Origin of the sequence: Shewanella sp. FJAT-51649, from assembly GCF_019457435.1 — a bacterium.
GTDB classification, from domain to species: Bacteria; Pseudomonadota; Gammaproteobacteria; order Enterobacterales; family Shewanellaceae; genus Shewanella; species Shewanella mangrovisoli.
The window spans coordinates 3,523,866-3,548,102 of the sequence record NZ_CP080411.1; the positions used below are offsets into that span (position 1 = coordinate 3,523,866).

Below are 24,237 nucleotides of genomic sequence, written 5' to 3' on the forward strand. Positions count from 1 at the left end.
ACTTACTTTAAGGACTTAACATGACCCGTTCCGAAGCGCTATTTGAACAGGCTAAAAAAACCATCCCCGGCGGTGTTAACTCTCCGGTTCGTGCATTTAACGGTGTAGGTGGTTCGCCGCTGTTTATTGAAAAAGCTGATGGCGCTTATATTTACGATGCCGATGGCAAAGCTTATATCGACTATGTTGGCTCATGGGGCCCGATGATTTTAGGCCACAACCATCCAAAGATCCGTGAAGCCGTATTAGCTGCGGTGCACAATGGTCTGTCTTTTGGTGCACCAACCGAGCTTGAAGTGCAAATGGCTGAGAAAGTCATCGCCATGGTGCCTTCTATCGAACAAGTACGTATGGTGAGCTCAGGCACAGAAGCCACTATGAGTGCGATTCGTTTAGCGCGCGGTTTTACCAATCGTGACAAGATCTTAAAGTTTGAAGGCTGCTACCATGGTCACGCTGACTGCCTATTAGTTAAAGCAGGTTCTGGTGCTTTGACCTTAGGCCAACCAAGCTCTCCAGGTATCCCTGAAGATTTCGCCAAGCACACCTTAACCGCTGTGTATAACGATCTCGATTCAGTTCGTAGCCTGTTCGAGCAATATCCGACTGAAATCTCTTGTATCATCATCGAGCCTGTCGCAGGCAACATGAACTGTATCCCGCCTATCCCAGGCTTCCTCGAAGGTCTGCGTGCTATGTGTGATGAGTTTGGTGCGCTGCTCATCATCGACGAAGTGATGACTGGTTTCCGAGTATCAAGAAGCGGCGCTCAAGGCCACTATGGCGTTACTCCTGACTTAACCACACTGGGTAAAGTCATCGGCGGCGGCATGCCTGTGGGTGCATTTGGCGGTCGTAAAGAAGTGATGCAGTTTATCGCTCCAACGGGTCCTGTGTACCAAGCGGGTACCCTGTCAGGTAACCCCATTGCGATGTCAGCGGGTCTAGCGCAAATGGAAGCCCTGTGTGAAGAAGGTCTATACGAAGCGCTAAGCGCGAAAACCAAACGTATCGCCGAAGGCTTTAAAGCGGCGGCCGACAAACACGGTATTCCAATGGCCATCAACTATGTCGGTGGCATGTTCGGCTTCTTCTTTACCGAGCAAGAGCAGATCACGCGCTTCGACCAAGTGACTAAGTGCAATATCGAACACTTCCGCACTTTCTATCACGGCATGTTAGATGAAGGGGTTTACTTAGCACCGAGCGCCTATGAAGCAGGCTTCCTGTCGATGGCCCATGGCGAAGAAGAACTGCGCCTCACGCTAGAAGCGGCTGACCGTGTATTAGGTCGTATGAAAGCGGCAATGTAAGCGATAGCTTAAAACACTAAGGGACGCATTTGCGTCCCTTTTTATTGCTTGGCGTTTGGACTGGCTATTGCGTGAGCCTGACTCCATCAATAGCTATCGGATCGTTTAGAGCCTAAAGCCGATTTAAATACCACCGCCGCGACTAAGACCTGTAAAGTCAAAGTAATATGGTCAACCATCAGGCTAGGATTATGTAATATTCCTAATGCGATCAGCTGCTTGCCACTATATGTTAACCACACTAATGAGCCTAATAACATCAGACTGCGGAGCACAAATGTCATTTTGCGTTATCCTTAAGATACAACATCCAGTGTCTTAACTACTAAAGTGGCACAAGATACAGCTCACTTTCTATCCAGTCAATATTTTGACTTGGTCATTTTTGTGACACAGCTAAAGAATCCCGCACTCAGCACCGTAAACAGCACAAAATCCGATCCTTCGCCTCTGTGACTGCATTTTCGTGCAATATTTCCTGCATAAAGAAAAATTAATTGCGGGATCGGCAAAATAACTGATTAGACTTTAATCGTAGATCTTACTTTACAGTCCTTTGGCAATCTCAACCAAACAAGATAAAAAACTACACATTGAAAGATAAATAGTGTTTAACGCTAAAATCAAACCATTTCCATTGAGACCAATATCACAAAATGACGCAAAACCGAGTTACAGCTAACAGTTGCGTTATTCACCCCATTATGTTCTGATCCGCACGCATTAACACGGCAAGCTTAATTTAGCCTTGATAATGCCATTCAATAGCTCGCCTTTGGCTTGCCACGACATTAAAACAGCAGTTGGAATTGCAGTTATGTTATATACCTTTCTGATCATACTGGCGGTGCTTGCATTGCTCAGTATTATTTTCGAAGAAGTCACCCACCTTAATAAAGCAAAAACCACCTTATTCTTTGGCTGTATTTCCTGGGTAGCACTGTTTATGGCTGCCGGAGACGCCAACCATGAGAAATTGGTTGCCCATCAACTCAATGAAAACTTGCTCGAAATTGCCACCCTGTGGCTGTTTTTGATGTCGACAATGACCTTTGTGGCCTATCTTAACGCCAAAGGTATGATCCAAATCATGGTGCAGAAGCTGTTCCCGCAGAAGGTTTCTGTACGTTTGTTAATGATCCAAGTGGCCTTATTCGCGCTTATCCTGTCGGCTTTCTGTGATAACGTCACCGCGACCTTAGTATCTTTAGGCTTGTTAACGACCTTTAAGCTCGAAAAGCAAATGCGCCGCAGAATGGCGGTGTTGATTATTTTCGCCGTGAACTCTGGCGGTGTCGCCCTGATCACCGGTGACGTTACCACCCTGATGATCTTCTTAGGCGGCCACGTACACATCTCCGAACTGTTAATGCTGTTTATCCCATCAGCCGTGAGTGTGATTTTACTGGCAACGCTGTTCTCATTGAAGGCTGAAGGCGTGGTGTCCACCACCCCAATTAAGCACAGCTATCAAACCGTGGATCTGCTAATTGCCTTAGTGTTCTTCTGCACGATTCTGATGACCATGCTGCTGAACATTCTCTTCGGTATTCCACCAGTACTGACCTTCCTAACCGGTCTGTCGATTATGTTCCTTATCGGCCACACCACCCGCAGTGATAAAGAAGAAATCAAGATCCTCGAATATATTCGCCAAGTCGAATACGACACTCTGTTGTTCTTCCTAGGGATTTTACTGCTGGTTGGTATGCTTAAAGAAATCGGCACCTTAGATATGCTGACCGAAGCTTACAGCCTGTTTAATCCAAACATCTCTAACTTCGTTACAGGTATGGGTTCAGCCCTTATCGATAACGTGCCATTGACGGCTGCGCTGCTTAAAGCAGAGCCAGTACTCAACACCCCAGAATGGTTAGGCTTAACCTACAGTGTGGGCGTGGGTGGTTCACTATTAGTGATTGGTTCGGCTGCGGGTATCGTCGCCATGAGCAAAGTAAAAGAGCTGACTTTCGTAAGCTACCTGAAATATGTGCCAGCCCTGTTCCTATGCTATAGCGTGGGTTACGCCCTGACCTTATTCTTGGCTTACAACTTCTTCGCTTAAGTTTTGATTTTAAGCGATAAAAAAGGCGCCTATCGGCGCCTTTTTTGTTTGTAATATAACAAGTTAAATCGCAGGCACCCTAAACTGCGTGCCTTGAATTTCGAGCACTACATCCCGCGGGCGAATCGCAATAATCTTTAACTTGCCCCCTATCTGGTCGCCTTCCTGTAACTCTGCGCCATCAACATTCAACCAACGCTGACTCGCATCCGTCGAATAAACGTGGGCAACAATATTAAATTCAGGAACTTGAAGCTGTAACCCTGCGGGCAGTTGCCCATATTTAGGAATATCGTCGTTTTCGACCTTAGGAATAGGATCAAGCTTGGGCTCTGTTACCGGCGTCTTAGCCGCTTTCACATATTCCACATCCTTGAGCGCATCCTGAAAATTCGCGACTAACTCATCTTCTTTGCGGCTCTGCGCCGTTTCTAAGCCCACATCGGCCGCCGCTGCATTAACTTGCTCACGCAGTGCCTCGAGTGTCGCTAAGCCCTGACGATTAGCATTAGCGCCCAGCATAATAGGCTCTGACTCGCTCGTATCCTGTGGCGCAACGTTTTCGACAAAGGGTTGCTGCCTTCTAGTCGTTTCATCTAAGGCGGCAGACGTCGCCAGATAGTCATCGTAGCTCGGATCCGCGCTGGCTGAAGCGGATGCCGTAGCAGCCGGAGTCGAACTCATGTTGGGGTTCTGATAAGGCTGCACGTTTGCTGGCGCTTCATTTAATACCTGCTCCCTTGGCAGTGCCACTTTGCCCGCTAATCGAAACCCTGATGATTCTGCTGAGGTTTGCCCTGCTCCACCAGTTTGCAACGCAGCGTTAGTAACGGCACCTGATGAGGCGCGAACACCTTCGGCAGATTGCTGCACGGCGGAGGCTGTCTGCGGCGTGTTTTCAACCTTTCTATCAGCCATGCTTGGATTGATACTACTGCTAGGCGCCGCATTTACTATCGGCATCGCATTTTGCTGTTGCCAATTCGCCACGCCCCACGCCACACCTACACCCAGCGCCACAGCAACGGCGAGTAAGGATAATTTGGCCACGGGGAATGCCGGTTTACGCGCCGTAGGATAACTTGCCCTTGGCGTTAATACCGCATCCGGTAAGGGCGAGGTTTGTTGCTGCTTATTACGGGTTACCGCATCGAGTAAAATGGACATTAACTCTGCGCTCCCTTATCGGTGAGGCGCGGTCCCTGATCACTTAAATACAAATTCAGTCTCACTAAGGTTTGATTACCTGCAATACCGTCGGCCTTTAAACCATGTTGGCTTTGGAATGCTTTCAGATCGTTCTCTAATTTCAGATCGAATTGAGACACTCGGCGCGAAGGTCGGTTCGCTACATGGGCAAGGGCGTTTTCAAGCCATTGTAATTGTCCAGGGCTCGATTTCTGGCTGATTTCCAGCATAGGTAAATTAGGCGCCTGCCAGAGGATCTCAAAGGTGCCGCTAAAATGTTGATTGAACCAGGCCCTATCGACCCAAAGCTGCTGCTCGCCCAACTGCATTAAGAGTTGGTCAGCATCGATAGCTATCACGGCGCCATAAAAATCTTGTTGATTATCATCCACTAAATACACAACCGCGGGATAATTGAGCCTTGTGAGCGACATCCAATTGCCCTGCTGTTGATAGCAGGAAAGCCCTTGTTCTAGCGCCGACTGGCACGCGGTTAGGCCTTTAAAGGGGACTTTCCCCCACACATTAAAGAGGCCTGCAAAGGCGGTATCGATACTGCGGCTTTGTTTAATAGCCTCCTGCAACACCCGCACACTCGGATCAGGCGCCGCGAGCGTTTGCGGCTCGCTAGCCACTGGCGCACTCTGGGTTGCAGCCAGTGTTTGCTCAGGCTGAATACTCTTATCTTGAATCGATGCTTGAGTCACTTCTGGTGTCGCTTGGCTCGCTTGTGTCACAGACGAGTTGGCCACATTGGCAACCGCTGGACTTTCGGTAAATAACCAATAAGACACCCCGAAAGCCACAATCAATGCCGCCGCGATAGCACTCGGCCACAAGAGTTTATTTGGCTGTGGTTCTTCTTCCCCGAGTACCTCGGCCGCCGCTTGTCTCACCATATGGTGATCGATTGGTACCTTAGATTGTGCATAACCCGCCATCAAAGCGCGTTCACACAGCAAGTTAATTAACCGCGGAATGCCGCCGCTGTATTTGTGCAGCACTTTAATCGCTTTACGGGTAAATAGCGGTTCAAAACGACCCGCCACCTGCAAACGGTGCAACACATAGAGTGCAATTTCATCTTCATTAAGAGGCAATAGATGATAACGAGCGGTGATACGCTGGGCTAACTGTCTAAGCTCTTGCCGTTTAAGCAGCAATTGTAGCTCGGGCTGACCAATTAAGATCACCTGCAGCAATTTTTTCGTGTCAGTCTCGAGATTCGTGAGCAGCCTTAACTGCTCTAATACTTCGGCGCGTAGATGCTGCGCCTCATCGATGATCAGTACGGTATTGCGGCCTTTCTCATGATTGGCCAGTAAGAAACGACTCAGATGGTCTGTGAGTTGTTTAAGAGTCGGGTTTTCACCATAGCTGATCTTTAATTCATCACAGAGTGTGGCGAGTAATTCCAACTCCGTCAGCGAAGGATTTAAGATAAAAGCCGTATCGGTATGATCGGGTAATTGCCCAAGCAAACAACGAGATACTGTCGTCTTCCCCGTGCCGACCTCCCCCGTCAACAACACAAAGCCCCCAGTTTCTCCCAGTCCATAGGTCAAATGGGCTAAGGCCTCTCTGTGCCTGTCACTCAAAAATAAATAATGGGGATTGGGTGCAATCGAAAAAGGGTTATCACTGAGTCCATAAAAGGCCTTGTACATACCACCAATCATCCTAAGCTAAAAATAACGCCCCACGTTAAAACGTCCCAGGGATATTGTCAAAACATCCGCAACATGGATGTGACATCCCAATAAATATCTGCATCCAAATTCGCCTCGCCATCGCCTCATCATGTTAAGCTAGCTTTATGACACACTAGCAAAATATTCCTGTGAAAATTTATTTAGTGGGCGGCGCTGTACGAGACAGCCTGCTCAATCTCCCAATAAAAGATAAAGATTTTATGGTTGTCGGCGCCACTCCAGAGCAGATGCAGCAGTTAGGCTATCGCCAAGTGGGTAAAGACTTCCCGGTCTTTTTACACCCTAAAACCCAACAAGAATATGCCTTAGCGCGAACGGAGCGCAAAGTCGGTCTCGGCTATGGCGGCTTTAGCTGTTATGCCAGTCCGGATGTCACCCTAGAGCAAGACTTGCTGAGACGCGATTTAACCATTAATGCCATCGCCCAAGATGAGGCGGGTAACTTGTACGATCCCTACCATGGCATCGCAGATATCAACGCGCGTCAGCTGCGACATGTGTCGGCCGCCTTTGCTGAAGATCCACTGCGAGTATTAAGGGTGGCCCGCTTTGCCGCACGTTTTCATGACTTAGGTTTCGAGATTGCCGCTGAAACTATGGCGTTAATGCAGCACATGAGCCAAACCGAGGAGTTAACAGCGCTGACGCCTGAGCGCGTCTGGCAAGAAGTCGATAAGAGCCTTGGCGGCCCTCACCCAGAAGTTTTTTTCGAGGTGCTACGCCAATGCGGCGCCTTGAATATTCTTTTCCCTGAGATTGAGGCGCTTTTTGGTGTGCCGCAACCGGAAAAATGGCACCCGGAGATAGACACAGGTTTGCACACTATGTTGGTGTTAGCCCAAGCCACCGCTCTGACAGAGGAAAAAGCCGTGCGTTTTGCCGCCCTAGTGCATGACTTGGGTAAAGCATTAAGCCCTAAAGAGCATTGGCCTAAACACCATGGTCATGGACAAAAAGGCTTGCCCGTCATTAAAAGTCTGTGTGAACGCTTGCGGATCCCCAACGAGTATCGCGATCTAGCGCTCTTGGTGAGCGATCAACATCAGAATGTGCACCAAGCTTTTGAGTTAAGAAGCGAAACCATCATCAAACTCTTCGATAAAGCCGATTTTTGGCGTAAACCAGAACGGCTGAAGCAACTTCTATTAGCCTGTCTCGCCGATATGCGTGGCCGAACCGGATTCGAGCATCACGCCTATCCACAAGGCGATTATCTTTTTGCTTGTTTTTTAGCCGCCAATACGGTCGATGTGAAGGCTATTATTGCGGCAGGTTTTCAAGGTGCACAGATAAAACAGGCGCTCAATTCGAAGCGGATAGAGGTCGTTAAGCAAGTGAAACTCAACTGGCAGCAATCCCAAGCCAAACAAACGCCATAAAATTGTAATATTTTTGTAAATGCGACCACACTTTCTGGTAAATACAGTGCCATTTTTCGATGAAAAAGGCCGATATAACCGTGAAAAAACGCTTTTAAAAAAAATTTATATGTCTATAGTGGTTAAACGCATTAATATTCGTAGCAAATTAAAATAGCTATGTCATAATTAGGCAGTTTCGATTCCAAAGTGACGAAACATTCAAATCCAACCTATTTTAAGGGATTTTTTACAATGAACAAAAAAGTACTGATGATTGCTGGTTTAGCAATGACTGCCCTACTAGGTGGTTGTGCAAACACTACTGCTCTGGAAGAAAGCGTTGCAACTCTGGGCAACAAAGTTGATCAATTGTCAGCTGATGTTAGCTCTCTGAAATCAGAGCAAAGCAAACTGTCTGCAGACGTTAAAGATGCTAAAGCAGCAGCTATGGACGCACAAGCAGAAGCTAAGCGCGCTAACGACCGTCTAGACAACGTTGCTTCTCGTTACAAGAAGTAATGATAAGTAATTAACCTGTAATTCAGCAGGTTAGCATAAAAGGCTTGAGAGAGATGAAAGCGAATAGCACATCCATCCAAGCCTTTTTTTATGGCCTCAGTTAATCCAAGCACCAATCTTATCTTTAATCCCCCTCTCTCATTTAAGCCTGCACTTTCTCGTCTCTTTAGCCCTTTACACTCACCATCTCTTTAAAACTCATTCGACTTGATGGCATTGTCTATTCAACACAGAAGTGAACCACACATTTGTTTTAAGCGGATTTGAGTTTTAATCTCATCCATAAACTGAGATTTGAAGTTTTGTTAATCCCGATGAATCTTTTTACTTAAAACTTTATTTTTGCCCCAGTGTTATCGCTAGCATTTTAAAGAAACTGCAACGCGACAAACTGAGGCTATTAGGGAAACAAAGGCAATAAAAGGGTAATAATTGTGAGAGACAAAAGCGTAATAAAGATAAAGTTTAAGGGACGCCGTTTCGCATTTACATTAAAACAACATAAAAAGCTCGATTAGTATCATAGACTTGCGCAATTCGCCCTATTCAAGCACCCAGAAACGCATTCCCTAAGCTAATGAATAGACTAAAAAACATCCTATTTAATTTTGTATTTTGGCCAGTTAGGACTCAATTAAAGACTTTTGCGCTAAGACCAAAACAAAATCAATTTCCAGCACATCGAAGGCTTTCGTCCGAATAAGGTGTTTGACTTGTTCAGAGGCGCGCCACGCATAGGGTGTCATATCCAACAAGACCAGCGCTTGTTCACCCGTGACAGACAAACTAAATTGCAATCGCTGCTGCTCTTTGACAATTAATCCCGAAGGCAAATTAATTTGGGGAGTTTTTTCAGCCAGTTCCGGATAAATACACTCCCTGATTTGCCACAAATGCCGCGCACCCGGGATCACCTGTAATATCAAGCCATGTTCTTTCAGTACTCGAACGCATTCCTTCCCCTTCAACGGCTTATCGACCACAGTGATAAGGTCAATGCAATTGTCGGCAAAAGGCAGCACTTTTGAGGTGCTTAAGCACAGTGTTGCAGGGGTTTGCGCTTTGGCCGCAGCAAAAATAGTATTTTCTGCGTCCGCTACGCCGCTGTACTGGACGTTTAGCTCGTTTGTGAGATTAGGTAGCGCAGAAGCTAAAGCACGCAAATAGAAGCCGTCAGCGCACTCGTAGTCCAATAGGCAATCATCCACTTTGAGATGGGGGGCGAGCATCGCCGCCATTTTTTCAACTAAAGGTGAAAAAATCCCCGACTCAAGCAAGAAGCGCTTTGCCCGCACTTGCTGACGAGAGTCGCCAGTCGGCTTTTGTCGTGCTGGTTTAGTAAAAATCCAATAACCCGCTTCGTTTTTATCAAAATGGTGCTTGTTCGCACAGTAAAAACCTTGGGATGCCTGATGCTGCATCAGTGCCGAACCACAGGTAGGACATTGAAATTGAAGGCCCATAACTTACTCCGTTAACGAAAAATCCGCGCCTAAAAACACAAAAATCGGGTACTAGACCCGATTTTTTAGCCATGACGCCCCTGTATTATAGGAAGATAAATCCACATAACACAGCACCGAGGATAAGGCGATAAATCACAAATGGCGTCATACCCATACGGCTGATGATTTTTAAGAAATAGTGAATACACAGATAGGCGGCCACAAATGAAATCACAGTGCCAAGTGTCAGTGCTTGATAATCAATGGGAAGCGGGCTTTCAGCCAAATCTTTACCCACTAAAATCGCCGCGCCCAAACTGACAGGCACAGACATCAAGAACGAGAAACGCGCAGCGGCATCGCGGCTAAGACCTAACATCAGTGCGGCCGTCATCGTCGCGCCCGAGCGTGAAGTACCAGGGATTAACGCCAGCGCCTGAGCAAAACCAATTAATAACGCCTTGCGCCAACCCGTTTGATAAACCGTTAAGTCACGGCGCGACATCTTATCTGCCCACCAGAGCAGTAAACCAAATACCACAGTCGTCACAGCGATCACGCCAGCGCTGCGCAGATGGGTTTCGATAAAGTCTTTGGCCATAAAGCCAAAAAACACTGCGGGTAAAGTGGCAAGAATGATCCACCAGGCTAACTTACTGTCATCGGAATGCTGACCTTTCACCATGCTGGCAATCCAGGCCTTGAACATGGCCCAGAGTTCATTGCGAAAATAAATCACCACGGCGAATAATGAGCCCGTGTTCACGGCAACATCGAAGGATAAGCCTTGGTCTTCCCAGCCTAAAAGCTGTGCGGGTAGGATAAGGTGCGCCGAACTTGAAATGGGGAGGAACTCTGTTAATCCTTGAATTAACGCTAAAATAATTACCTGAAACGTATCCATGACAATCCTATCAATCAATTAAAAAGTGAGCCCATGAGGCCATTCAAAGGCTACTGGCCACAGCTTTTGCGACGCTTTATCATATTCATCCCACATTACGGCATAGGTTTTCTGCTGCAATGGGTGAACCAAATTGGGGGCGATTTCCGCTAAAGGCCAAAGCACAAAAGCATTAGTGACAATTTCGGCGCGGGGCAGTACCACAGGGGTCTGACAAACGACATCATCGTAAAGCAATAGGTCAATATCTAAGGTTCTTGGACTAAACTTTTTGGCCCCCACCAACCGGCCGTGATTTTGCTCGATTTGCTTAAACTGCGCAACTACCTCAGCAATATTCAGGCTCGTTTGTGCACAGGCCACCATGTTTAAAAAGTTAGTGCCATCAAACCCTACGGCTTCACTCTCATACATAGAGGAAAGCTGCAGTGGACCAAAGTGCTCTCGTAATGACTGCAAGCCCGCCTTCAGATAGCGAGAAGGTTCTATATTACTGCCTAAACTAATGTATATACGTGCCATACCCATATCCGAACCGCCTGCCTACTAAGCTAAAACCCGAATCTACAGTAACGATTAGCGTGAGCGTTCAATCTCAACCCCAACTGCAGCAGCCGAAGGCACGGCACCGGGTTTCATCACCACGACTTTCACCCAATTGACCTTAAACTCGTTGAGCACACATTCGGCCACTCGCTCGGCAACGGTTTCGATTAACTCGATGGGCTTTTCGGTGACGAGCTGAGTCAGGCGGTTCGAAACCGTCTCATAGCAGAGCGCGTATTGATAGTCGTCGCTTGCCGCGGCGGCTTTATTGTCCCAAGCCATGTCGAGATCCAAAAACAGGCTCTGCTGGATTTTCTTTTCCCATTCATAGACGCCAATCACAGTATCAATACGTAATTGTCGAATAAGCACTTTATCCATACTAATTCCTACTAACTCATGCCAATGAGGTCTGATAAGCTAAACGCGATAGTGTCTGTATAATCCGCCGTTCGATGGAACGACTAATTTACTTTCTACTCGGACCAATCCGAAGTAGGATAACGCCCAAATGGATTTGTTCGTTCAGAAACTATCGCAACTTGATAAGTCGCGTTATCGCTATCGCTTATGACTGAATGCTTGCCAAGAGGCTGTTTAATTGTGGCGCGATAATACCTTAAGACGTGTAAGGAAACCAATGTGAGTCAATTAACACTGACACTTTTGATGATTGTGGCCGCCTATTTAGCCGGTTCTGTCTCAAGTGCTGTGCTAGTGTGTAGGATGAGAGGCCTACCCGACCCCAGATTGCAAGGCTCAGGCAACCCCGGAGCCACCAACGTGCTGCGCATTGGCGGCGCAAGCTCGGCTGCCATGGTGTTATTTTTCGATATGCTTAAGGGCGCCTTACCCACTTATCTTGCCTATTTAATGGGAATCGACGCCATTTCCCTCGGTTTGATCGCAATCGCCGCCTGCCTTGGCCATATCTATCCGGTATTTTTTGGTTTTAAAGGTGGCAAAGGCGTAGCGACCGCTTTTGGTGCTATGGCACCGATTGGCGATGACTTAGCCATCTGCTTAATGGCTTCTTGGGTCGTCTTAGTCCTGATCAGCCGCTACTCTTCACTCGCGGCAATTATTACCGCCCTGCTGGCACCACTTTATACTTGGTGGCTGGATGACAGATTTACGATCCCCGTCGCTATGCTCTCAACGCTGATTATCATCCGCCATAAAGAAAATATTCAGCGGTTACTGAAAGGTGAAGAGTCTAAGGTGTCACGTAAAAAGCGTCCTAAAGCACCTTAGTCACGCAACGTCATAGTGACTCATCCAAGAAAACAATAAAAAAAACAGCGCATCATGCGCTGTTTTTTTATTCTGCTGACTTAGCCTGCGATAACTCATGCAACAGGCGGTAAGGTATCGAGCGGCCATCTAGGTTGACCTTTGACCGCTAAGTCTTCCTGTTGCCCCGCCCTTAAACGCTGCAGGCCAGCAAAGGCGATCATGGCACCATTGTCAGTACAGAATTCACCACGAGGATAATAAACTCGGCCACCGATAGAGGTCATCATCTCGGCCAAGGTTTCCCGTAGGCGCGTATTGGCACTCACGCCACCTGCTATCACTAAACGGTTATAGCCTGTTTGTTTTAACGCGCGGCGACATTTAATCGCGAGCGTATCGACGACCGCTTCTTCAAAGGCGCGGGCGATGTTCGCGCGGGTTTGATCATCATCGGGCTCAGCGGCAATGGTATTGGCGGTAAAGGTTTTCAGGCCAGAGAAACTAAAATCGAGTCCGGGTCTGTCGGTCATTGGCCGCGGAAATTGATAACCTGCTGGCTCGCCTTTGGCGGCCAGTTTCGCAAGCCGTGGACCGCCAGGATAATCCAGCCCCATCAACTTAGCGGTTTTATCGAAGGCTTCACCGGCGGCGTCATCGACCGACTCACCTAAGACTTCATAAAGGCCGATACCATCAACCTTCACTAACATGGAGTGGCCGCCAGACACTAACAGTGCCACAAAGGGAAACTCAGGCGCATCGTCTTCCAGCATTGGCGCCAGCAGATGCCCTTCCATATGGTGCACACCGATGGCGGGTTTATTCCAAGCAAAGGCAAGTGAGCGGCCAACACAAGCGCCCACTAATAAAGCACCGATAAGGCCAGGGCCTTTGGTGTAGGCAATCCCATCTAAATCGGCAATCTCGGTATTGGCATTTTTCAACGCTTGGCGGATCAGCGGGACAATTTTGCGCACATGGTCGCGGGAAGCCAGTTCAGGCACAACCCCACCATAATCCGCATGCAACTTAACCTGACTATATAAAGCATGGGAAAGTAACCCCTGCTTATCGTCATAGACGGCAATACCTGTCTCGTCACAAGATGTCTCAATACCTAGAACCCGCATGGTGCCTCATATCCAAATTACCAAAGGGCGCTAATTCTACCTGTATGATGACAATTACTCCAGTCGCCGATCATCACATTCCCGAGGCCAACCCCGCCACACAGGATTAGGGCTTTACAAGCCTAGTTGTCTCGGTATAAAATTCCGCACCATTTTAAATACACTTGGTTCAAGCAATTGAACCACACAACCTACACCTAAGGGGTGATGGCGTATGCCAATTATTAAAGTACGTGAAAACGAACCATTCGACGTAGCTCTGCGTCGTTTCAAGCGCTCTTGTGAAAAAGCTGGTATTTTAGCTGACGTGCGTGCTCGTGAATTCTACGAGAAGCCAACTACTGCACGTAAGCGCGCTAAAGCAGCTGCAGTTAAACGTTTAGCTAAAAAGCTTTCTCGCGAAAACGCACGTCGCGTACGTTTATACTAATCTCTTATGAGCCTAATTGATCAGCTAAAAGACCATATGAAACAGGCCATGATCGCCAAAGAGAAGGCGAGATTGAGTACTATTCGTATGGCACTTGCAGCCATCAAACAGATTGAAGTGGATACCCGCGAAACCCTGAATGATGAGCAGGTTATAGCTGTCTTAACCAAAATGGTGAAACAACGTCGCGATTCGATTGCTCAATATGAAGCAGCGGGTCGTAGCGAGTTGGCCGCAGCAGAAGCAGAAGAGATTCAAGTTATTGAAACTTTCCTGCCGACTCCCCTCTCTGAGGCGGAAATTGCCGCGTTCATCGATGCCGCTATTGCTGAAATAGGCGCATCCTCCATGGCGGATATGGGCAAAGTAATGGGAGCATTAAAACCTAAAGTTCAAGGACGTGCAGACATGGGCGCTATCGGCGCTATGATCCGTGCAAAATTGCAATAATTAGCGTTTCAATGTATGAACAAGCCGTGCCTATGCGCGGCTTGTTTGTTTAAATTCGCGCAAGGCGAGATTTTAAGCACTCAATGGCAATACCTCGTGATTTTATCAATGAGCTAATCGCTCGCACCGACATTGTCGAGCTTATCGACCGCAAGGTGCCCTTGAAAAAGGCGGGTAAAAACTACTCGGCCTGTTGTCCTTTTCATAGCGAAAAATCACCTTCGTTTACCGTTAGCCGCGATAAGCAGTTTTATCATTGTTTTGGCTGCGGTGCCCACGGCAACGCCATCGATTTTGTGATGGAGTACGACAGACTCGACTTTGTCGATGCCATAGAAGATCTTGCCGGACAACTGGGCTTAGAAGTCCCAAGGGAACAAGGCTCGGGTAAACGCCAAGACGATGGCCTAAGCCGTGATCTATACCAATTAATGGAAGAAGCGAGCCGCTTTTTTCAAACTCAGTTAAGACAACACCAAGACAAACAAAAAGTCATCGACTACCTCGTCTATCGCGGATTATCTGATGATATTGTTGAGCATTTTGGGATTGGTTTTGCGCCCGACGGTTGGGATGGCTTATTAAGCCGCTACCGACACAGTCAAGATGCACAGGATAAACTCCTGACCGCAGGCATGCTGATCAGCAATGACAGCGGTAAAAGATACGACAGATTCCGTGACCGCCTGATGTTTCCTATTCGCGACCGCCGTGGTCGTGTGATTGGATTTGGTGGCAGAGTATTGGGAGATGGCACTCCCAAGTACTTGAATTCGCCAGAAACGCCCATATTTCATAAGGGCAATGAACTCTACGGACTATACGAGCTAAAACAACGTCATCGCGATCCCGATAAGGTACTGATTGTCGAAGGCTATATGGATGTGGTCGCCCTCGCCCAATATGGCGTGGATTACGCGGTCGCCTCCCTTGGCACCTCGACGACGGCTGAACAATTCCAATTGTTGCTGCGTAGTGCTAAGGAAGTGATTTGTTGTTATGACGGCGATAGAGCCGGTAATGAGGCCGCCTGGCGCGCCTTAGAAACCGCTTTACCCCTACTCAAACCTGGGGACAAAGTGCGTTTTATGTTTTTACCCCAATCTGAAGATCCGGATTCAATGGTTCGTAAGATAGGTAAAGACGCCTTCGAGCAAATGATGGAAAGTGCCATCACCCTGCCCGAATTTTTGTTTGATACATTAGCGACAAAATTTGGTACCGATAAAGGTAACTTAGCCAAACAAGCCTTTGGCCTAATTGAAAAAATTCAAGATACTGTGCTGCAAAACCTACTGCTTGAGAACTTAGCTCACAAGTTAGGCATGAACAGCTCAGACGATATGAAGAAAAAACTGGGTTTTAGTGTCAAACAAACTAAGCCCACAGCATCAACGGGACTCAAAGGACGCGGTACACCATTGCGACTTGCCATCGCCTTGTTAGTACAGCATCCCGAGCTGGGAGTGGGGTTATCCCCACAACCAGCATTAAACCATCTGCAAATGCCAGGCATCGACTTGCTGCCATTGCTGTTGGAATTAACACGAGAGCATAGGTTAAACAGCGCACAACTACTTGAGCAATTCAGAGACAGCCCCCACAGCGGGACGCTGCATAAATTAGCCCAATGGGACCATCAAGTGGCGGATGAAAACCTGCTCGAAAAGTTTAAACAGACCCTGGTTTGGTTGAACAATCAATATATTGAACAACGATATCAGGAATTGAGTCTAAAACAGACCCATACTAAGGAAGAGAAGATCCAGCTGCAGAAGCTGATCTCAGTCATGAAAGGACTAAACTGAGGCAAAAATGTCCTCAATCAGTATCCCAGTGACTAGCACAGGTAAGTGCACATGGCTATAATTGACGATTTGCGCGGCACTTAGCACAAGCTAACTGTCCGTCGTTGTAACAGTTTCCCAACTTGGATGATATCTATGGATCATACTCCGCAGTCGCAACTCAAGCTGTTGCTTGCCAAAGGTAAAGAGCAAGGTTACTTAACCTATGCAGAAGTGAACGATCACTTACCTGCAGACATGGTCGATTCTGACCAGATCGAAGATATTATCCAGATGATAAATGACATGGGTATTCGGGTGTTCGAAGAAGCACCAGATGCCGATGACATGATGATGTCGGAAGACAACACAGACGAAGATGCAGCGGAAGAAGCCGCAGCCGCCCTTGCCACCGTAGAAAGTGAGCTAGGCCGCACCACAGACCCAGTGCGTATGTACATGCGCGAAATGGGTACCGTTGAACTGCTGACCCGTGAAGGCGAAATCGTTATCGCCAAACGCATCGAAGAAGGCATCAACACAGTTCAAAGCTCTGTCGCCGAATACCCACAAGCGATCGCCATGATCCTTGAGCAGTACGACCAGTACGAAGCCGACGAACTGCGCCTGTCTGATATTATCTCTGGATTTGTTAACCCGGACGAAGAAGACCTAGGTCCAACCGCGACTCATATCGGTTCTGAATTATCGGAAGAAGATCTCGATGATGAAGATGACGATGAAGACGACGAAGACGAAGACGGTGATGGCGAAGGCGATGACGATGGCAACAAGGGTCCCGATCCTGAAGAAGCGCGTGAACGCTTTAGCCAATTAAGAACCGCCTACGAAAACGCGCTTAAGATCATCGATGCCAAAGGTCGTGAACACCCAGAATCGATTCAAGCACTGTTTGAAATCGGTGAGATTTTCAAAGAGTTCCGCCTTGTACCTAAGCAATTCGACCGCTTAGTGAAAAGCATGCGCTCTATGATGGATCGCGTGCGCGTTCAAGAGCGTCTACTGATGAAGCTCTGTGTCGAACAGGCCAAAATGCCGAAGAAGAACTTTGTTAAATTCTTCACCGGTAACGAAACCAATCTCGATTGGTTCGATGCAGAAAAGAACTCAAACAAGCCTTATGCCGAAGGCTTAAGAATGGTTGAAGAAGACGTACAGCGTTGCCGTAGCAAGCTGGCCGCCATCGAAGAAGAAACCGGCTTAGTGATTGCCGCCATTAAAGATATCAACCGTCGTATGTCAATCGGTGAAGCCAAGGCTCGCCGTGCGAAGAAAGAAATGGTTGAAGCAAACTTACGTCTGGTAATTTCTATCGCGAAGAAATACACCAACCGTGGTCTGCAATTCTTGGATCTTATCCAAGAAGGTAACATCGGTCTGATGAAGGCTGTTGATAAGTTCGAATACCGTCGTGGTTACAAGTTCTCAACCTATGCGACTTGGTGGATCCGTCAGGCAATCACCCGCTCAATCGCGGACCAAGCCCGTACGATCCGTATTCCAGTACATATGATCGAAACCATCAACAAGTTGAACCGTATCTCTCGTCAAATGCTGCAGGAAATGGGTCGTGAACCCTCACCTGAAGAACTGGCAGAGCGTATGATGATGCCGGAAGATAAGATCCGTAAGGTACTGAAAATCGCTAAAGAACCTATCTCCATGGAAACCCCAATCGGTGACGATGAAGATTCGCATTTAGGTGATTTTATCGAGGATACCACCCTCGAATTACCACTGGACAGCGCCACCAGCGAAAGCCTGAAGAGCGCCACCCATGAGGTATTAGCAGGCTTAACGGCCCGTGAAGCGAAAGTACTGCGTATGCGTTTTGGTATCGATATGAATACCGACCACACGCTGGAAGAAGTGGGTAAACAATTTGACGTAACCCGTGAGCGTATCCGTCAAATCGAGGCGAAAGCCCTGCGTAAACTGCGCCACCCTTCACGTTCGGAAATCTTAAAGTCGTTCTTAGACGAATAGTCAACCGAAGCATCGATTCTAAGCCCCGCCTAGCGGGGCTTTTTATTGCCCCCATTAACATCCCCTAAAATTCCCCCTGAATAGCTATTGCTAAGCTCTCTTTCAAAATCAGATGGTTAAAAATTACTTCTCCATTCAGACGATATGAAGTCCAGAAGCAAAAACCACAGTTGATTAACAGATAACCACTTGAATCAATTCGGTGAATTTCATCAAAAAACACGGGTGACAAGCGCAAACAAGCTTAGTATACTGCCACTCGCTTTAGGTAATGACGATTGCCTTTAGTCGGCCCCTTAGCTCAGTTGGTTAGAGCACACGACTCATAATCGTTAGGTCCACGGTTCAAGTCCGTGAGGGGCCACCACCCAATTCAACAAAAAAGCCCATTTGATAATGGGCTTTTTTGTGTCTGTCATCTGTCGATATTCACTCATCCCCACCCACTTCATTTCCAATAACCATTCAAACGTGATTTCGATTTGCCCTTTTAGGCTATTGCTAAAATAAGACCAAAAACAAAGGCGCTGAGTGAAATTCACTTAAGCGCCTTGGTGACTTTCCCTTGTGCAAGCTGTGCAAGGATACTCGATTTAGGTCTTTAACTTACCTAATTGTTGATGCTGCTGTTTCACCAGTTCGGCGAGGACCACACTGCTTTGCTGCGCTTCACCCGCAAGGCGAGCCAGCTCAGAGGCCGAGTCAGAAATCCCGGTGATATTACGATTAACTTCTTCAGTTACCGCACTTTGTTCCTCCGCTGCGGCGGCAATATGCGTCACCTGAGAAGAAATTTCCTCTATCTGACTGACCATAGAATTAAGCGATGTGAGCGCTTGCTCTGTTTGCGACACGGCCATTTGCGCGCGCTCAGCACCTTTATCAATAATGCCTGAGGCACTATTCACCTCTTGCTGCAGTGCATCAATCAGCACGCTGATATCATCGGTCGAACTTTGGGTTTTAGAAGCAAGCGCCCTCACCTCATCGGCCACTACGGCAAAACCTCGCCCTTGTTCACCCGCCCGCGCCGCCTCAATTGCGGCGTTCAGGGCTAGCAAGTTAGTTTGCGCGGCAATCGAGCTAATTACCTCGAGAATACGGCTGATATTCGTGCTACTTTCAGCCACTTTGCTCACCGCCACTTTCGCCTGCATCGACTCCTGCGACATTGTGGTCACATATTCCATCGCCTTAGTCAGGCTCTCTTCGCTGAGACGTACATTGCGGGACATGGCTTCGGTTTCCGCAGCCGTTTGCTCAGAAGCTTTCGCCACTTCAAGCGCCGTGGCACTCATCTCATTAACCGCGGTTACCACACTCTCGATTTCGCCATACTGACGATGAACACTATCGCGGGTCAACTCCGCAATTTGCGCCGAGGAGAGACTTTCCTCCTGAGTGCGTCCCGCGAGCGTTTTTAACTCGCTGATCAAGTCTTTCAGCTTATGAATAAAGGAGTTAAAGCCTTTACCCAGTGCAATCAGTTCCGCATGGGCATCGACCACAATCGATTGGGTTAAATCACCATCGGCGCTGGCCAAGTGCTCCACACGGCCTTGGATCATCTTGAGCGGCGCAATAATACTGCGGATCACTATGCTGATGGTAACCACAGCCAGAATGGACACGGCTAAACCGACCATCAACAAGATACTGCCAAGGGATGTGGCCATTTCATCCATTTTGTCATTCAACTCAATGGAGCTCTTAAAGGCTTGAGCCTTAGGGACTTGGATAGCCAACGACCATTCCGCTTTCGCCAGTGGGATTTTTATCGGGTAGGCCACGATAATCTCATCATCGTTTGCCATATAGCCGCCATTTTTATGTAGTGCGACTATCTGCGAGGCAAGCTTAGGGTCAATAGATTCGCTCAGAGGGCGCGCTTTTTTGCTGTAATGACTCGCAGCAACCACTAACCCACGGGTACTGAGTAAGGTTACCTTGGCTTGACCGTCGTAAAGACTCTTAGACAATTTATCGATTAGGGCCTGAAATACAGGCAAGTTCACATCGACCCCCACCACCCCAATAAACTGCTTATGCTTGACAACTGGCACGGTTAAAGAGGTCATCAGCGCATTATTACCTGGGGTGATCTCATAGAGATAGGGCTCCATCAAACAAGGCTTTAAGGTTTCCTTAGCACAGAGATACCATTCGGCTTCACGGATCCCAAACTCGTTTAAGGTCGTGACATATTTTTCTGCTGAATCATCTACTTGATTATGCTCGACCGTGCCATCATCGTTGCGAGTGTAATACACCTCCAATGATCCCGATGATGCGACGCTATGGCTAACCTCGACATTTAAAAACTCACTGTCGAGCCCGTCGTAACCATTAGGCTCAAACTGCGCGTACATGGAGGATATTTGGTTGTTTTTCTTTAATACCGCCGCCACGGCCAGCTCTAAGCGATCACGCTTTAATGGCAACTCTTCCGCAGTGCTCTCTAACATGCCGGAAAAAGAGTACGGGATCCGATAGGCTTCATTGATAAAGCCCGCCACCATCTCACCGTATTCGCCCGCACGGGCTTCGAGTTTGTCACGGGTTTCGGTTTGTAATGTCTCTTGAACCTGATTAGACAGCTCTGTGTTTTGGTCCGAAAGGGTCCACCAGAGGCTGATGGAAAGAATGGCAACAATTGAGAGGAATAAGGCGGAAGTGATCCACAACAACTTAGTACTGATGGACAAATGCTTCATCGAGTAAACTCCAAAAGATAGAAGGTCAAGAGCCTAATTATTTTGATCTAGTTCATTTTTATTTTTGCTTCTCAGTTTAAAAAATAGCACTCAGTCACGAGATTACCAGCCTTTAAGATAGTGAATTGTTAAGCGTAAGTAAAACTTTTCACTGACTCATTTAGCGTCAATCTTCACTTTTATCTCCATCGCTGAAAGTTTGATATTTATCGCGAAATGCCATGGGGTGATAAGACAAAACTCACAATCAGCCTCGGTTAACTAGCCGACATTTTTTTACAAAAATTAATTCCAGATTAAAAATGCCCATTTCATTTGTAACAAAGTCTATTCTGCGGCGTTGTGGCATTGGTTTGCGCAGACTATCGCCTTATACTCTTGGCCTCTAACACAAAACAACAATAACGGAAGCAAGCTTTATGACTCTTGGTACCAATCAGGTAAGCAAGACACATTCGTTTATGACAGTGTCGCTTATCGAATTGTGGGAACGTTTTGGTTATTACGGCATGCAGGCGCTGATCGTGTACTTTATGGTGCAGCGTCTTGGCTTTGATGACTCCCGTGCAAACTTAGTTTGGAGTGCCTGTGCGGCGCTGATTTACGTGTCGCCGGCCATCGGCGGTTGGGTTGGGGATAAAATTCTCGGCACCAAACGCACTATGCTGCTCGGTGCGGGGATTTTGTCGGTAGGTTATGCATTGATGACAGTGCCGACCGAAAACACTTGGTTTATGTTCTCCGCCCTTGGTGTGATTGTGGTCGGTAACGGCCTATTTAAACCCAATGCCGGTAACTTAGTCCGTAAGATTTACGAAGGTGACGATTCTAAAATCGACAGCGCCTTTACCATCTACTACATGGCGGTAAACGTAGGTTCGACCTTCTCTATGCTGTTAACGCCTTGGATTAAGGACTATGTTAACGCGCAATACGGTAACGAATTTGGCTGGCATGCCGCCTTTGCGGTGTGCTGTGTGGGCTTAATCGTCGGCTTAGGTAACTATGCCCTGATGCACAAGAGCCTCGCCAACTATGGTTCAGAGCCAGATACTCGCCCAGTCAACAAGAAGAACTTGGCTATCGTGTTGGTATTAGCGGCGCTTTCGGTTGTGGCTTCAGCCATTATTCTTGAATACGAAGATGTTGCTCGAGTATTCGTGTATGCCGCAGGTGTGGCGGTATTAGGGATTTTCTTCCACTTAATTCGTACCAGTGAGCCAAGTGAGCGTGCCGGTCTTATCGCAGCGCTAATCCTTACGGTGCAAACCGTATTCTTCTTTATCTTCTATCAACAAATGTCGACCTCACTGGCCCTGTTTGCGCTGCGTAACGTCGATTGGGATTTCCAAGTCTTTGGTACCCATTTGTGGACTTGGTCTCCTGCACAGTTCCAAGCACTGAACCCAATCTGGATCATGGTGTTAAGCCCTGTTCTGGCTTGGAGTTATTCATGGGCAGGTCGCAACAATAAGGACTTTTCGATTGCCGCTAAGTTCGCTTTAGGTTTTGCGGTTGTCGCGATTGGCTTCTTTATCTACGGTTTTGCGGGCCAATTTGCCGTTGAGGGTAAAACCTCTTCTTGGGTGATGATTTGGGGTTACGCCTCTTACTCACTCGGTGAACTGCTGGTGAGTGGTCTTGGTTTAGCGATGATCGCCCGCTATGTCCCCGCTCGCATGGGCGGCTTTATGATGGGCGCGTATTTCGTGGCATCGGGTATTTCCCAGTACTTGGGCGGCGTTGTGGCTAACTTTGCCAGCGTGCCACAGGACTTAGTCGATCCGCTGCAGACACTGCCAGTCTATACCAATCTATTCAATAAATTAGGTATTGCGGCCGTGGTTTGTACTTTTATCGCCTTAGCCGTATTACCACTGATGCGCCGTTTGACCGAAAGTCATCACGCCCATAACAGTATTGAAGATAACGCTGCGGCCTCACTACGTGATGTGAAAGCCGAGCAATAATCCTCCCACTCACATTCGCTATTTGTGAGCGCTAAAAACTGCCGACAAGCCCCGCTTGCGGCAGTTTTTTTATACCTTTAGGTTACAGCTCAGCACCAAACAATCTGAACTTGCTGTGCTTATTTTTCATGCATCGGCTTGGGATAAGGCTTTCACCCCTGTTTGCAAAACTAAGATGTTCGGTTCCAATTTTAGTGCAGTGTTAAGTTCAAGCCTTGAGCTTGTTTATCATTGATACGTCACCATATCCTAGGGTAAGACTCCATCAGCACTGACAGAGCAATCGCTTTAGCGCCCACCACATTCATCCGTGGGAGACAAATAAAGCCGTTGCCACAGAGCTGACTCACGCAAAGAGGCGCTTCATTTATGGCTACATCATCGACTTCAACATCTGCCACCCCATCGCAGGCAGTGACTAAATCTCCCCTAGCGGATATTCCCTTTTCACTGTTAGAGCTTGCCCCCGTACGCCAAGGCGCGAGCATCGGAGACACGCTACGCGACAGCCTACAATACGCTAAGGTGGCCGATGACTTAGGTTTTAATCGATTCTGGTTTGCCGAGCATCACAATATGCCCGGTATCGCCAGCGCCGCGACATCGGTATTAATTGGTTATATTGCTGAAAATACTAAACACATTCGCGTCGGCGCGGGTGGGATTATGCTGCCCAACCATGCGCCCTTAGTGGTTGCCGAGCAGTTTGGTACACTCGAGAGTCTTTATCCTGGGCGTATCGATTTAGGGCTTGGCCGCGCCCCTGGGAGCGATCAAATCACCAGCCGAGCCCTTAACCGCGATATGAGCCGCGCGGAGCAATTTCCCGCCGAGGTGAGCGAGTTACAAACCTTACTCGGCGACTACAATGGCCGTCATCCCGTAAGAGCGATTCCCGGCGAAGGCACCCATGTGCCGATTTGGCTACTCGGCTCTAGCCTCTTTAGCGCCCAGCTTGCGGCACAGCGCGGCTTACCCTATGTCTTTGCAGGGCATTTTGCGCCAAGATTCCTCTACGATGCGATAGAGATTTACCGCCGCGACTTTAAGCCATCTAAAGTGTTGGATAAGCCCTATGTCATGCTTGGCCTGCCGCTTATCGCCACCGAGACGGACGCCGAAGCCGAATACCTGAGCACCACCTCCAAGCAACGGGTGCTTGCGCTGATCCGTGGTGAACCGCTGTGGTTAAAACCGCCAGTAAACAGCATGGATGGCCTGTGGAGTGAGCAGGAAAAAACCTATGTCGATAACTTCTTAGGCTTATCCGTCACTGGTGGCCCCACGACCATCAAACACCGCTTAGAGATGATAGTGAAGGAGCTGGGTGTCGATGAATTTATCTTTACCAACGATTTGTATGATCAGGACAAACGCGAGCGAGCACTGCAAATCCTGATGGAGATAAAAGGCTCTTAAGCGTTAAACCACGCCATAAAAAAATCCCGCCTAAGCGGGAT

The 24,237-nt window shown here is 47.9% G+C and carries 20 protein-coding genes and 1 tRNA gene; 12 read left to right on the top strand and 9 right to left on the bottom strand.

The annotated features are described in order from the left end of the window. Nucleotides 1–20: 20 nt before the first annotated feature. Nucleotides 21–1,313, top strand: a complete 1,293-nt coding sequence (gene hemL, locus K0H59_RS15505; RefSeq protein WP_011717912.1) for a glutamate-1-semialdehyde 2,1-aminomutase — start codon at nucleotides 21–23, stop codon at nucleotides 1,311–1,313. Between the two features lie 86 nt (nucleotides 1,314–1,399). Here hemL and K0H59_RS15510 read toward each other — a convergent pair whose 3' ends face one another. After that, nucleotides 1,400–1,597 (bottom strand): hypothetical protein, encoded by a 198-nt coding sequence (locus K0H59_RS15510; protein ID WP_011717913.1) that lies wholly within the window; start codon nucleotides 1,595–1,597, stop codon nucleotides 1,400–1,402. A 533-nt stretch (nucleotides 1,598–2,130) separates the two neighbouring features. On the opposite strand from K0H59_RS15510, the gene nhaD reads away from it, so the two are divergent. Further along, a complete protein-coding gene (nhaD, locus tag K0H59_RS15515; RefSeq protein WP_041412728.1) occupies nucleotides 2,131–3,378 on the top strand; it encodes a sodium:proton antiporter NhaD in 1,248 nt (415 codons plus the stop codon). Nucleotides 3,379–3,441: 63 nt separating this feature from the next. On the opposite strand, the gene K0H59_RS15520 is transcribed toward nhaD, so the two are convergent. Both K0H59_RS15520 and K0H59_RS15525 read right to left on the bottom strand, forming a co-directional pair. Then, nucleotides 3,442–4,545 carry a general secretion pathway protein GspB gene (locus tag K0H59_RS15520; RefSeq protein WP_220053633.1) on the bottom strand — a complete coding sequence of 368 codons (1,104 nt, stop codon included), beginning with the start codon at nucleotides 4,543–4,545 and terminating at the stop codon, nucleotides 3,442–3,444. Then, nucleotides 4,545–6,233: an ExeA family protein gene (locus K0H59_RS15525; RefSeq protein WP_220053634.1), complete on the bottom strand. Its 1,689-nt coding sequence runs from the start codon at nucleotides 6,231–6,233 to the stop codon at nucleotides 4,545–4,547. The genes K0H59_RS15520 and K0H59_RS15525 overlap by 1 nt, the downstream gene beginning before the upstream one ends. A 173-nt stretch (nucleotides 6,234–6,406) precedes the next feature. Here K0H59_RS15525 and K0H59_RS15530 point away from each other — a divergent pair, with 173 nt between their 5' ends. Together K0H59_RS15530 and K0H59_RS15535 are read left to right on the top strand one after the other, a co-directional pair. Next, nucleotides 6,407–7,657, top strand: coding sequence for a multifunctional CCA addition/repair protein (locus K0H59_RS15530; protein WP_220053635.1), 1,251 nt, complete (start codon nucleotides 6,407–6,409; stop codon nucleotides 7,655–7,657). 234 nt (nucleotides 7,658–7,891) lie between these two features. After that, on the top strand, nucleotides 7,892–8,158 hold the full coding sequence (locus tag K0H59_RS15535; RefSeq protein WP_011623648.1) for an Lpp/OprI family alanine-zipper lipoprotein: 267 nt from the start codon (nucleotides 7,892–7,894) through the stop codon (nucleotides 8,156–8,158). Nucleotides 8,159–8,781: 623 nt separating this feature from the next. Here the strand turns inward: K0H59_RS15535 and K0H59_RS15540 are convergent. The 4 genes from K0H59_RS15540 to folB all read right to left on the bottom strand — a co-directional run bounded on the left by K0H59_RS15540 (nucleotide 8,782) and on the right by folB (nucleotide 11,434). After that, entirely contained in the window at nucleotides 8,782–9,621 is an 840-nt protein-coding gene (locus K0H59_RS15540; RefSeq protein ID WP_220053636.1) for a putative RNA methyltransferase, read from the bottom strand. 85 nt (nucleotides 9,622–9,706) lie between these two features. Continuing rightward, the gene (locus tag K0H59_RS15545) at nucleotides 9,707–10,507 is read right to left on the bottom strand and encodes an undecaprenyl-diphosphate phosphatase (RefSeq protein WP_011717919.1); all 801 of its coding nucleotides are present in this window, start codon (nucleotides 10,505–10,507) and stop codon (nucleotides 9,707–9,709) included. A gap of 18 nt (nucleotides 10,508–10,525) precedes the next feature. Further along, on the bottom strand, nucleotides 10,526–11,029 hold the full coding sequence (folK, locus tag K0H59_RS15550) for a 2-amino-4-hydroxy-6-hydroxymethyldihydropteridine diphosphokinase (RefSeq protein WP_086903112.1): 504 nt from the start codon (nucleotides 11,027–11,029) through the stop codon (nucleotides 10,526–10,528). Between the two features lie 54 nt (nucleotides 11,030–11,083). Further along, nucleotides 11,084–11,434, bottom strand: a complete 351-nt coding sequence (gene folB, locus K0H59_RS15555) for a dihydroneopterin aldolase (protein WP_023266748.1) — start codon at nucleotides 11,432–11,434, stop codon at nucleotides 11,084–11,086. Nucleotides 11,435–11,695: 261 nt separating this feature from the next. Between folB and plsY the strand changes: the two genes are divergently transcribed. Continuing rightward, nucleotides 11,696–12,307 carry a glycerol-3-phosphate 1-O-acyltransferase PlsY gene (gene plsY, locus K0H59_RS15560; protein ID WP_088210468.1) on the top strand — a complete coding sequence of 204 codons (612 nt, stop codon included), beginning with the start codon at nucleotides 11,696–11,698 and terminating at the stop codon, nucleotides 12,305–12,307. A gap of 95 nt (nucleotides 12,308–12,402) precedes the next feature. Here the strand turns inward: plsY and tsaD are convergent, their stop codons facing one another. After that, complete coding sequence (tsaD, locus tag K0H59_RS15565) at nucleotides 12,403–13,419, bottom strand: tRNA (adenosine(37)-N6)-threonylcarbamoyltransferase complex transferase subunit TsaD (protein ID WP_088210467.1); 1,017 nt, start codon at nucleotides 13,417–13,419, stop codon at nucleotides 12,403–12,405. Between the two features lie 214 nt (nucleotides 13,420–13,633). On the opposite strand from tsaD, the gene rpsU reads away from it, so the two are divergent. The 5 genes from rpsU (at nucleotide 13,634) to K0H59_RS15590 (ending at nucleotide 18,460) form a co-directional block, all read left to right on the top strand. Further along, entirely contained in the window at nucleotides 13,634–13,849 is a 216-nt protein-coding gene (gene rpsU / locus K0H59_RS15570) for a 30S ribosomal protein S21 (RefSeq protein WP_006080725.1), read from the top strand. 6 nt (nucleotides 13,850–13,855) lie between these two features. Next, nucleotides 13,856–14,299, top strand: coding sequence for a GatB/YqeY domain-containing protein (locus K0H59_RS15575; protein WP_011717923.1), 444 nt, complete (start codon nucleotides 13,856–13,858; stop codon nucleotides 14,297–14,299). An 83-nt stretch (nucleotides 14,300–14,382) separates the two neighbouring features. Further along, nucleotides 14,383–16,107, top strand: coding sequence for a DNA primase (gene dnaG / locus K0H59_RS15580; RefSeq protein WP_220053637.1), 1,725 nt, complete (start codon nucleotides 14,383–14,385; stop codon nucleotides 16,105–16,107). 135 nt (nucleotides 16,108–16,242) lie between these two features. After that, on the top strand, nucleotides 16,243–18,093 hold the full coding sequence (gene rpoD / locus K0H59_RS15585) for an RNA polymerase sigma factor RpoD (protein WP_086903108.1): 1,851 nt from the start codon (nucleotides 16,243–16,245) through the stop codon (nucleotides 18,091–18,093). A 290-nt stretch (nucleotides 18,094–18,383) separates the two neighbouring features. Continuing rightward, nucleotides 18,384–18,460, top strand: a tRNA-Ile gene (locus K0H59_RS15590). Nucleotides 18,461–18,686: 226 nt separating this feature from the next. Here K0H59_RS15590 and K0H59_RS15595 read toward each other — a convergent pair. Further along, nucleotides 18,687–20,807, bottom strand: coding sequence for a methyl-accepting chemotaxis protein (locus tag K0H59_RS15595; protein ID WP_086903107.1), 2,121 nt, complete (start codon nucleotides 20,805–20,807; stop codon nucleotides 18,687–18,689). Between the two features lie 419 nt (nucleotides 20,808–21,226). Between K0H59_RS15595 and K0H59_RS15600 the strand changes: the two genes are divergently transcribed. Next, entirely contained in the window at nucleotides 21,227–22,777 is a 1,551-nt protein-coding gene (locus tag K0H59_RS15600; protein WP_011717927.1) for a peptide MFS transporter, read from the top strand. A gap of 369 nt (nucleotides 22,778–23,146) precedes the next feature. Then, nucleotides 23,147–24,196, top strand: coding sequence for an LLM class flavin-dependent oxidoreductase (locus K0H59_RS15605; protein WP_220053638.1), 1,050 nt, complete (start codon nucleotides 23,147–23,149; stop codon nucleotides 24,194–24,196). The last annotated feature ends 41 nt before the right edge of the window (nucleotides 24,197–24,237 follow it).

Bases quoted from the DNA above. Each gene is read 5' to 3' on its own strand.
- K0H59_RS15595 (WP_086903107.1), bottom strand. From the start codon at position 20,807: ATGAAGCATTTGTCCATCAGTACTAAGTTGTTGTGGATCACTTCCGCC.
- dnaG (WP_220053637.1), top strand. From the start codon at position 14,383: ATGGCAATACCTCGTGATTTTATCAATGAGCTAATCGCTCGCACCGAC.
- K0H59_RS15575 (WP_011717923.1), top strand. From the start codon at position 13,856: ATGAGCCTAATTGATCAGCTAAAAGACCATATGAAACAGGCCATGATC.
- K0H59_RS15540 (WP_220053636.1), bottom strand. From the start codon at position 9,621: ATGGGCCTTCAATTTCAATGTCCTACCTGTGGTTCGGCACTGATGCAG.
- hemL (WP_011717912.1), top strand. From the start codon at position 21: ATGACCCGTTCCGAAGCGCTATTTGAACAGGCTAAAAAAACCATCCCC.
- tsaD (WP_088210467.1), bottom strand. From the start codon at position 13,419: ATGCGGGTTCTAGGTATTGAGACATCTTGTGACGAGACAGGTATTGCC.
- rpsU (WP_006080725.1), top strand. From the start codon at position 13,634: ATGCCAATTATTAAAGTACGTGAAAACGAACCATTCGACGTAGCTCTG.
- folB (WP_023266748.1), bottom strand. From the start codon at position 11,434: ATGGATAAAGTGCTTATTCGACAATTACGTATTGATACTGTGATTGGC.
- K0H59_RS15510 (WP_011717913.1), bottom strand. From the start codon at position 1,597: ATGACATTTGTGCTCCGCAGTCTGATGTTATTAGGCTCATTAGTGTGG.
- K0H59_RS15600 (WP_011717927.1), top strand. From the start codon at position 21,227: ATGACTCTTGGTACCAATCAGGTAAGCAAGACACATTCGTTTATGACA.
- K0H59_RS15545 (WP_011717919.1), bottom strand. From the start codon at position 10,507: ATGGATACGTTTCAGGTAATTATTTTAGCGTTAATTCAAGGATTAACA.
- rpoD (WP_086903108.1), top strand. From the start codon at position 16,243: ATGGATCATACTCCGCAGTCGCAACTCAAGCTGTTGCTTGCCAAAGGT.
- K0H59_RS15525 (WP_220053634.1), bottom strand. From the start codon at position 6,233: ATGTACAAGGCCTTTTATGGACTCAGTGATAACCCTTTTTCGATTGCA.
- K0H59_RS15535 (WP_011623648.1), top strand. From the start codon at position 7,892: ATGAACAAAAAAGTACTGATGATTGCTGGTTTAGCAATGACTGCCCTA.
- nhaD (WP_041412728.1), top strand. From the start codon at position 2,131: ATGTTATATACCTTTCTGATCATACTGGCGGTGCTTGCATTGCTCAGT.
- K0H59_RS15605 (WP_220053638.1), top strand. From the start codon at position 23,147: ATGGCTACATCATCGACTTCAACATCTGCCACCCCATCGCAGGCAGTG.
- folK (WP_086903112.1), bottom strand. From the start codon at position 11,029: ATGGCACGTATATACATTAGTTTAGGCAGTAATATAGAACCTTCTCGC.
- K0H59_RS15520 (WP_220053633.1), bottom strand. From the start codon at position 4,545: ATGTCCATTTTACTCGATGCGGTAACCCGTAATAAGCAGCAACAAACC.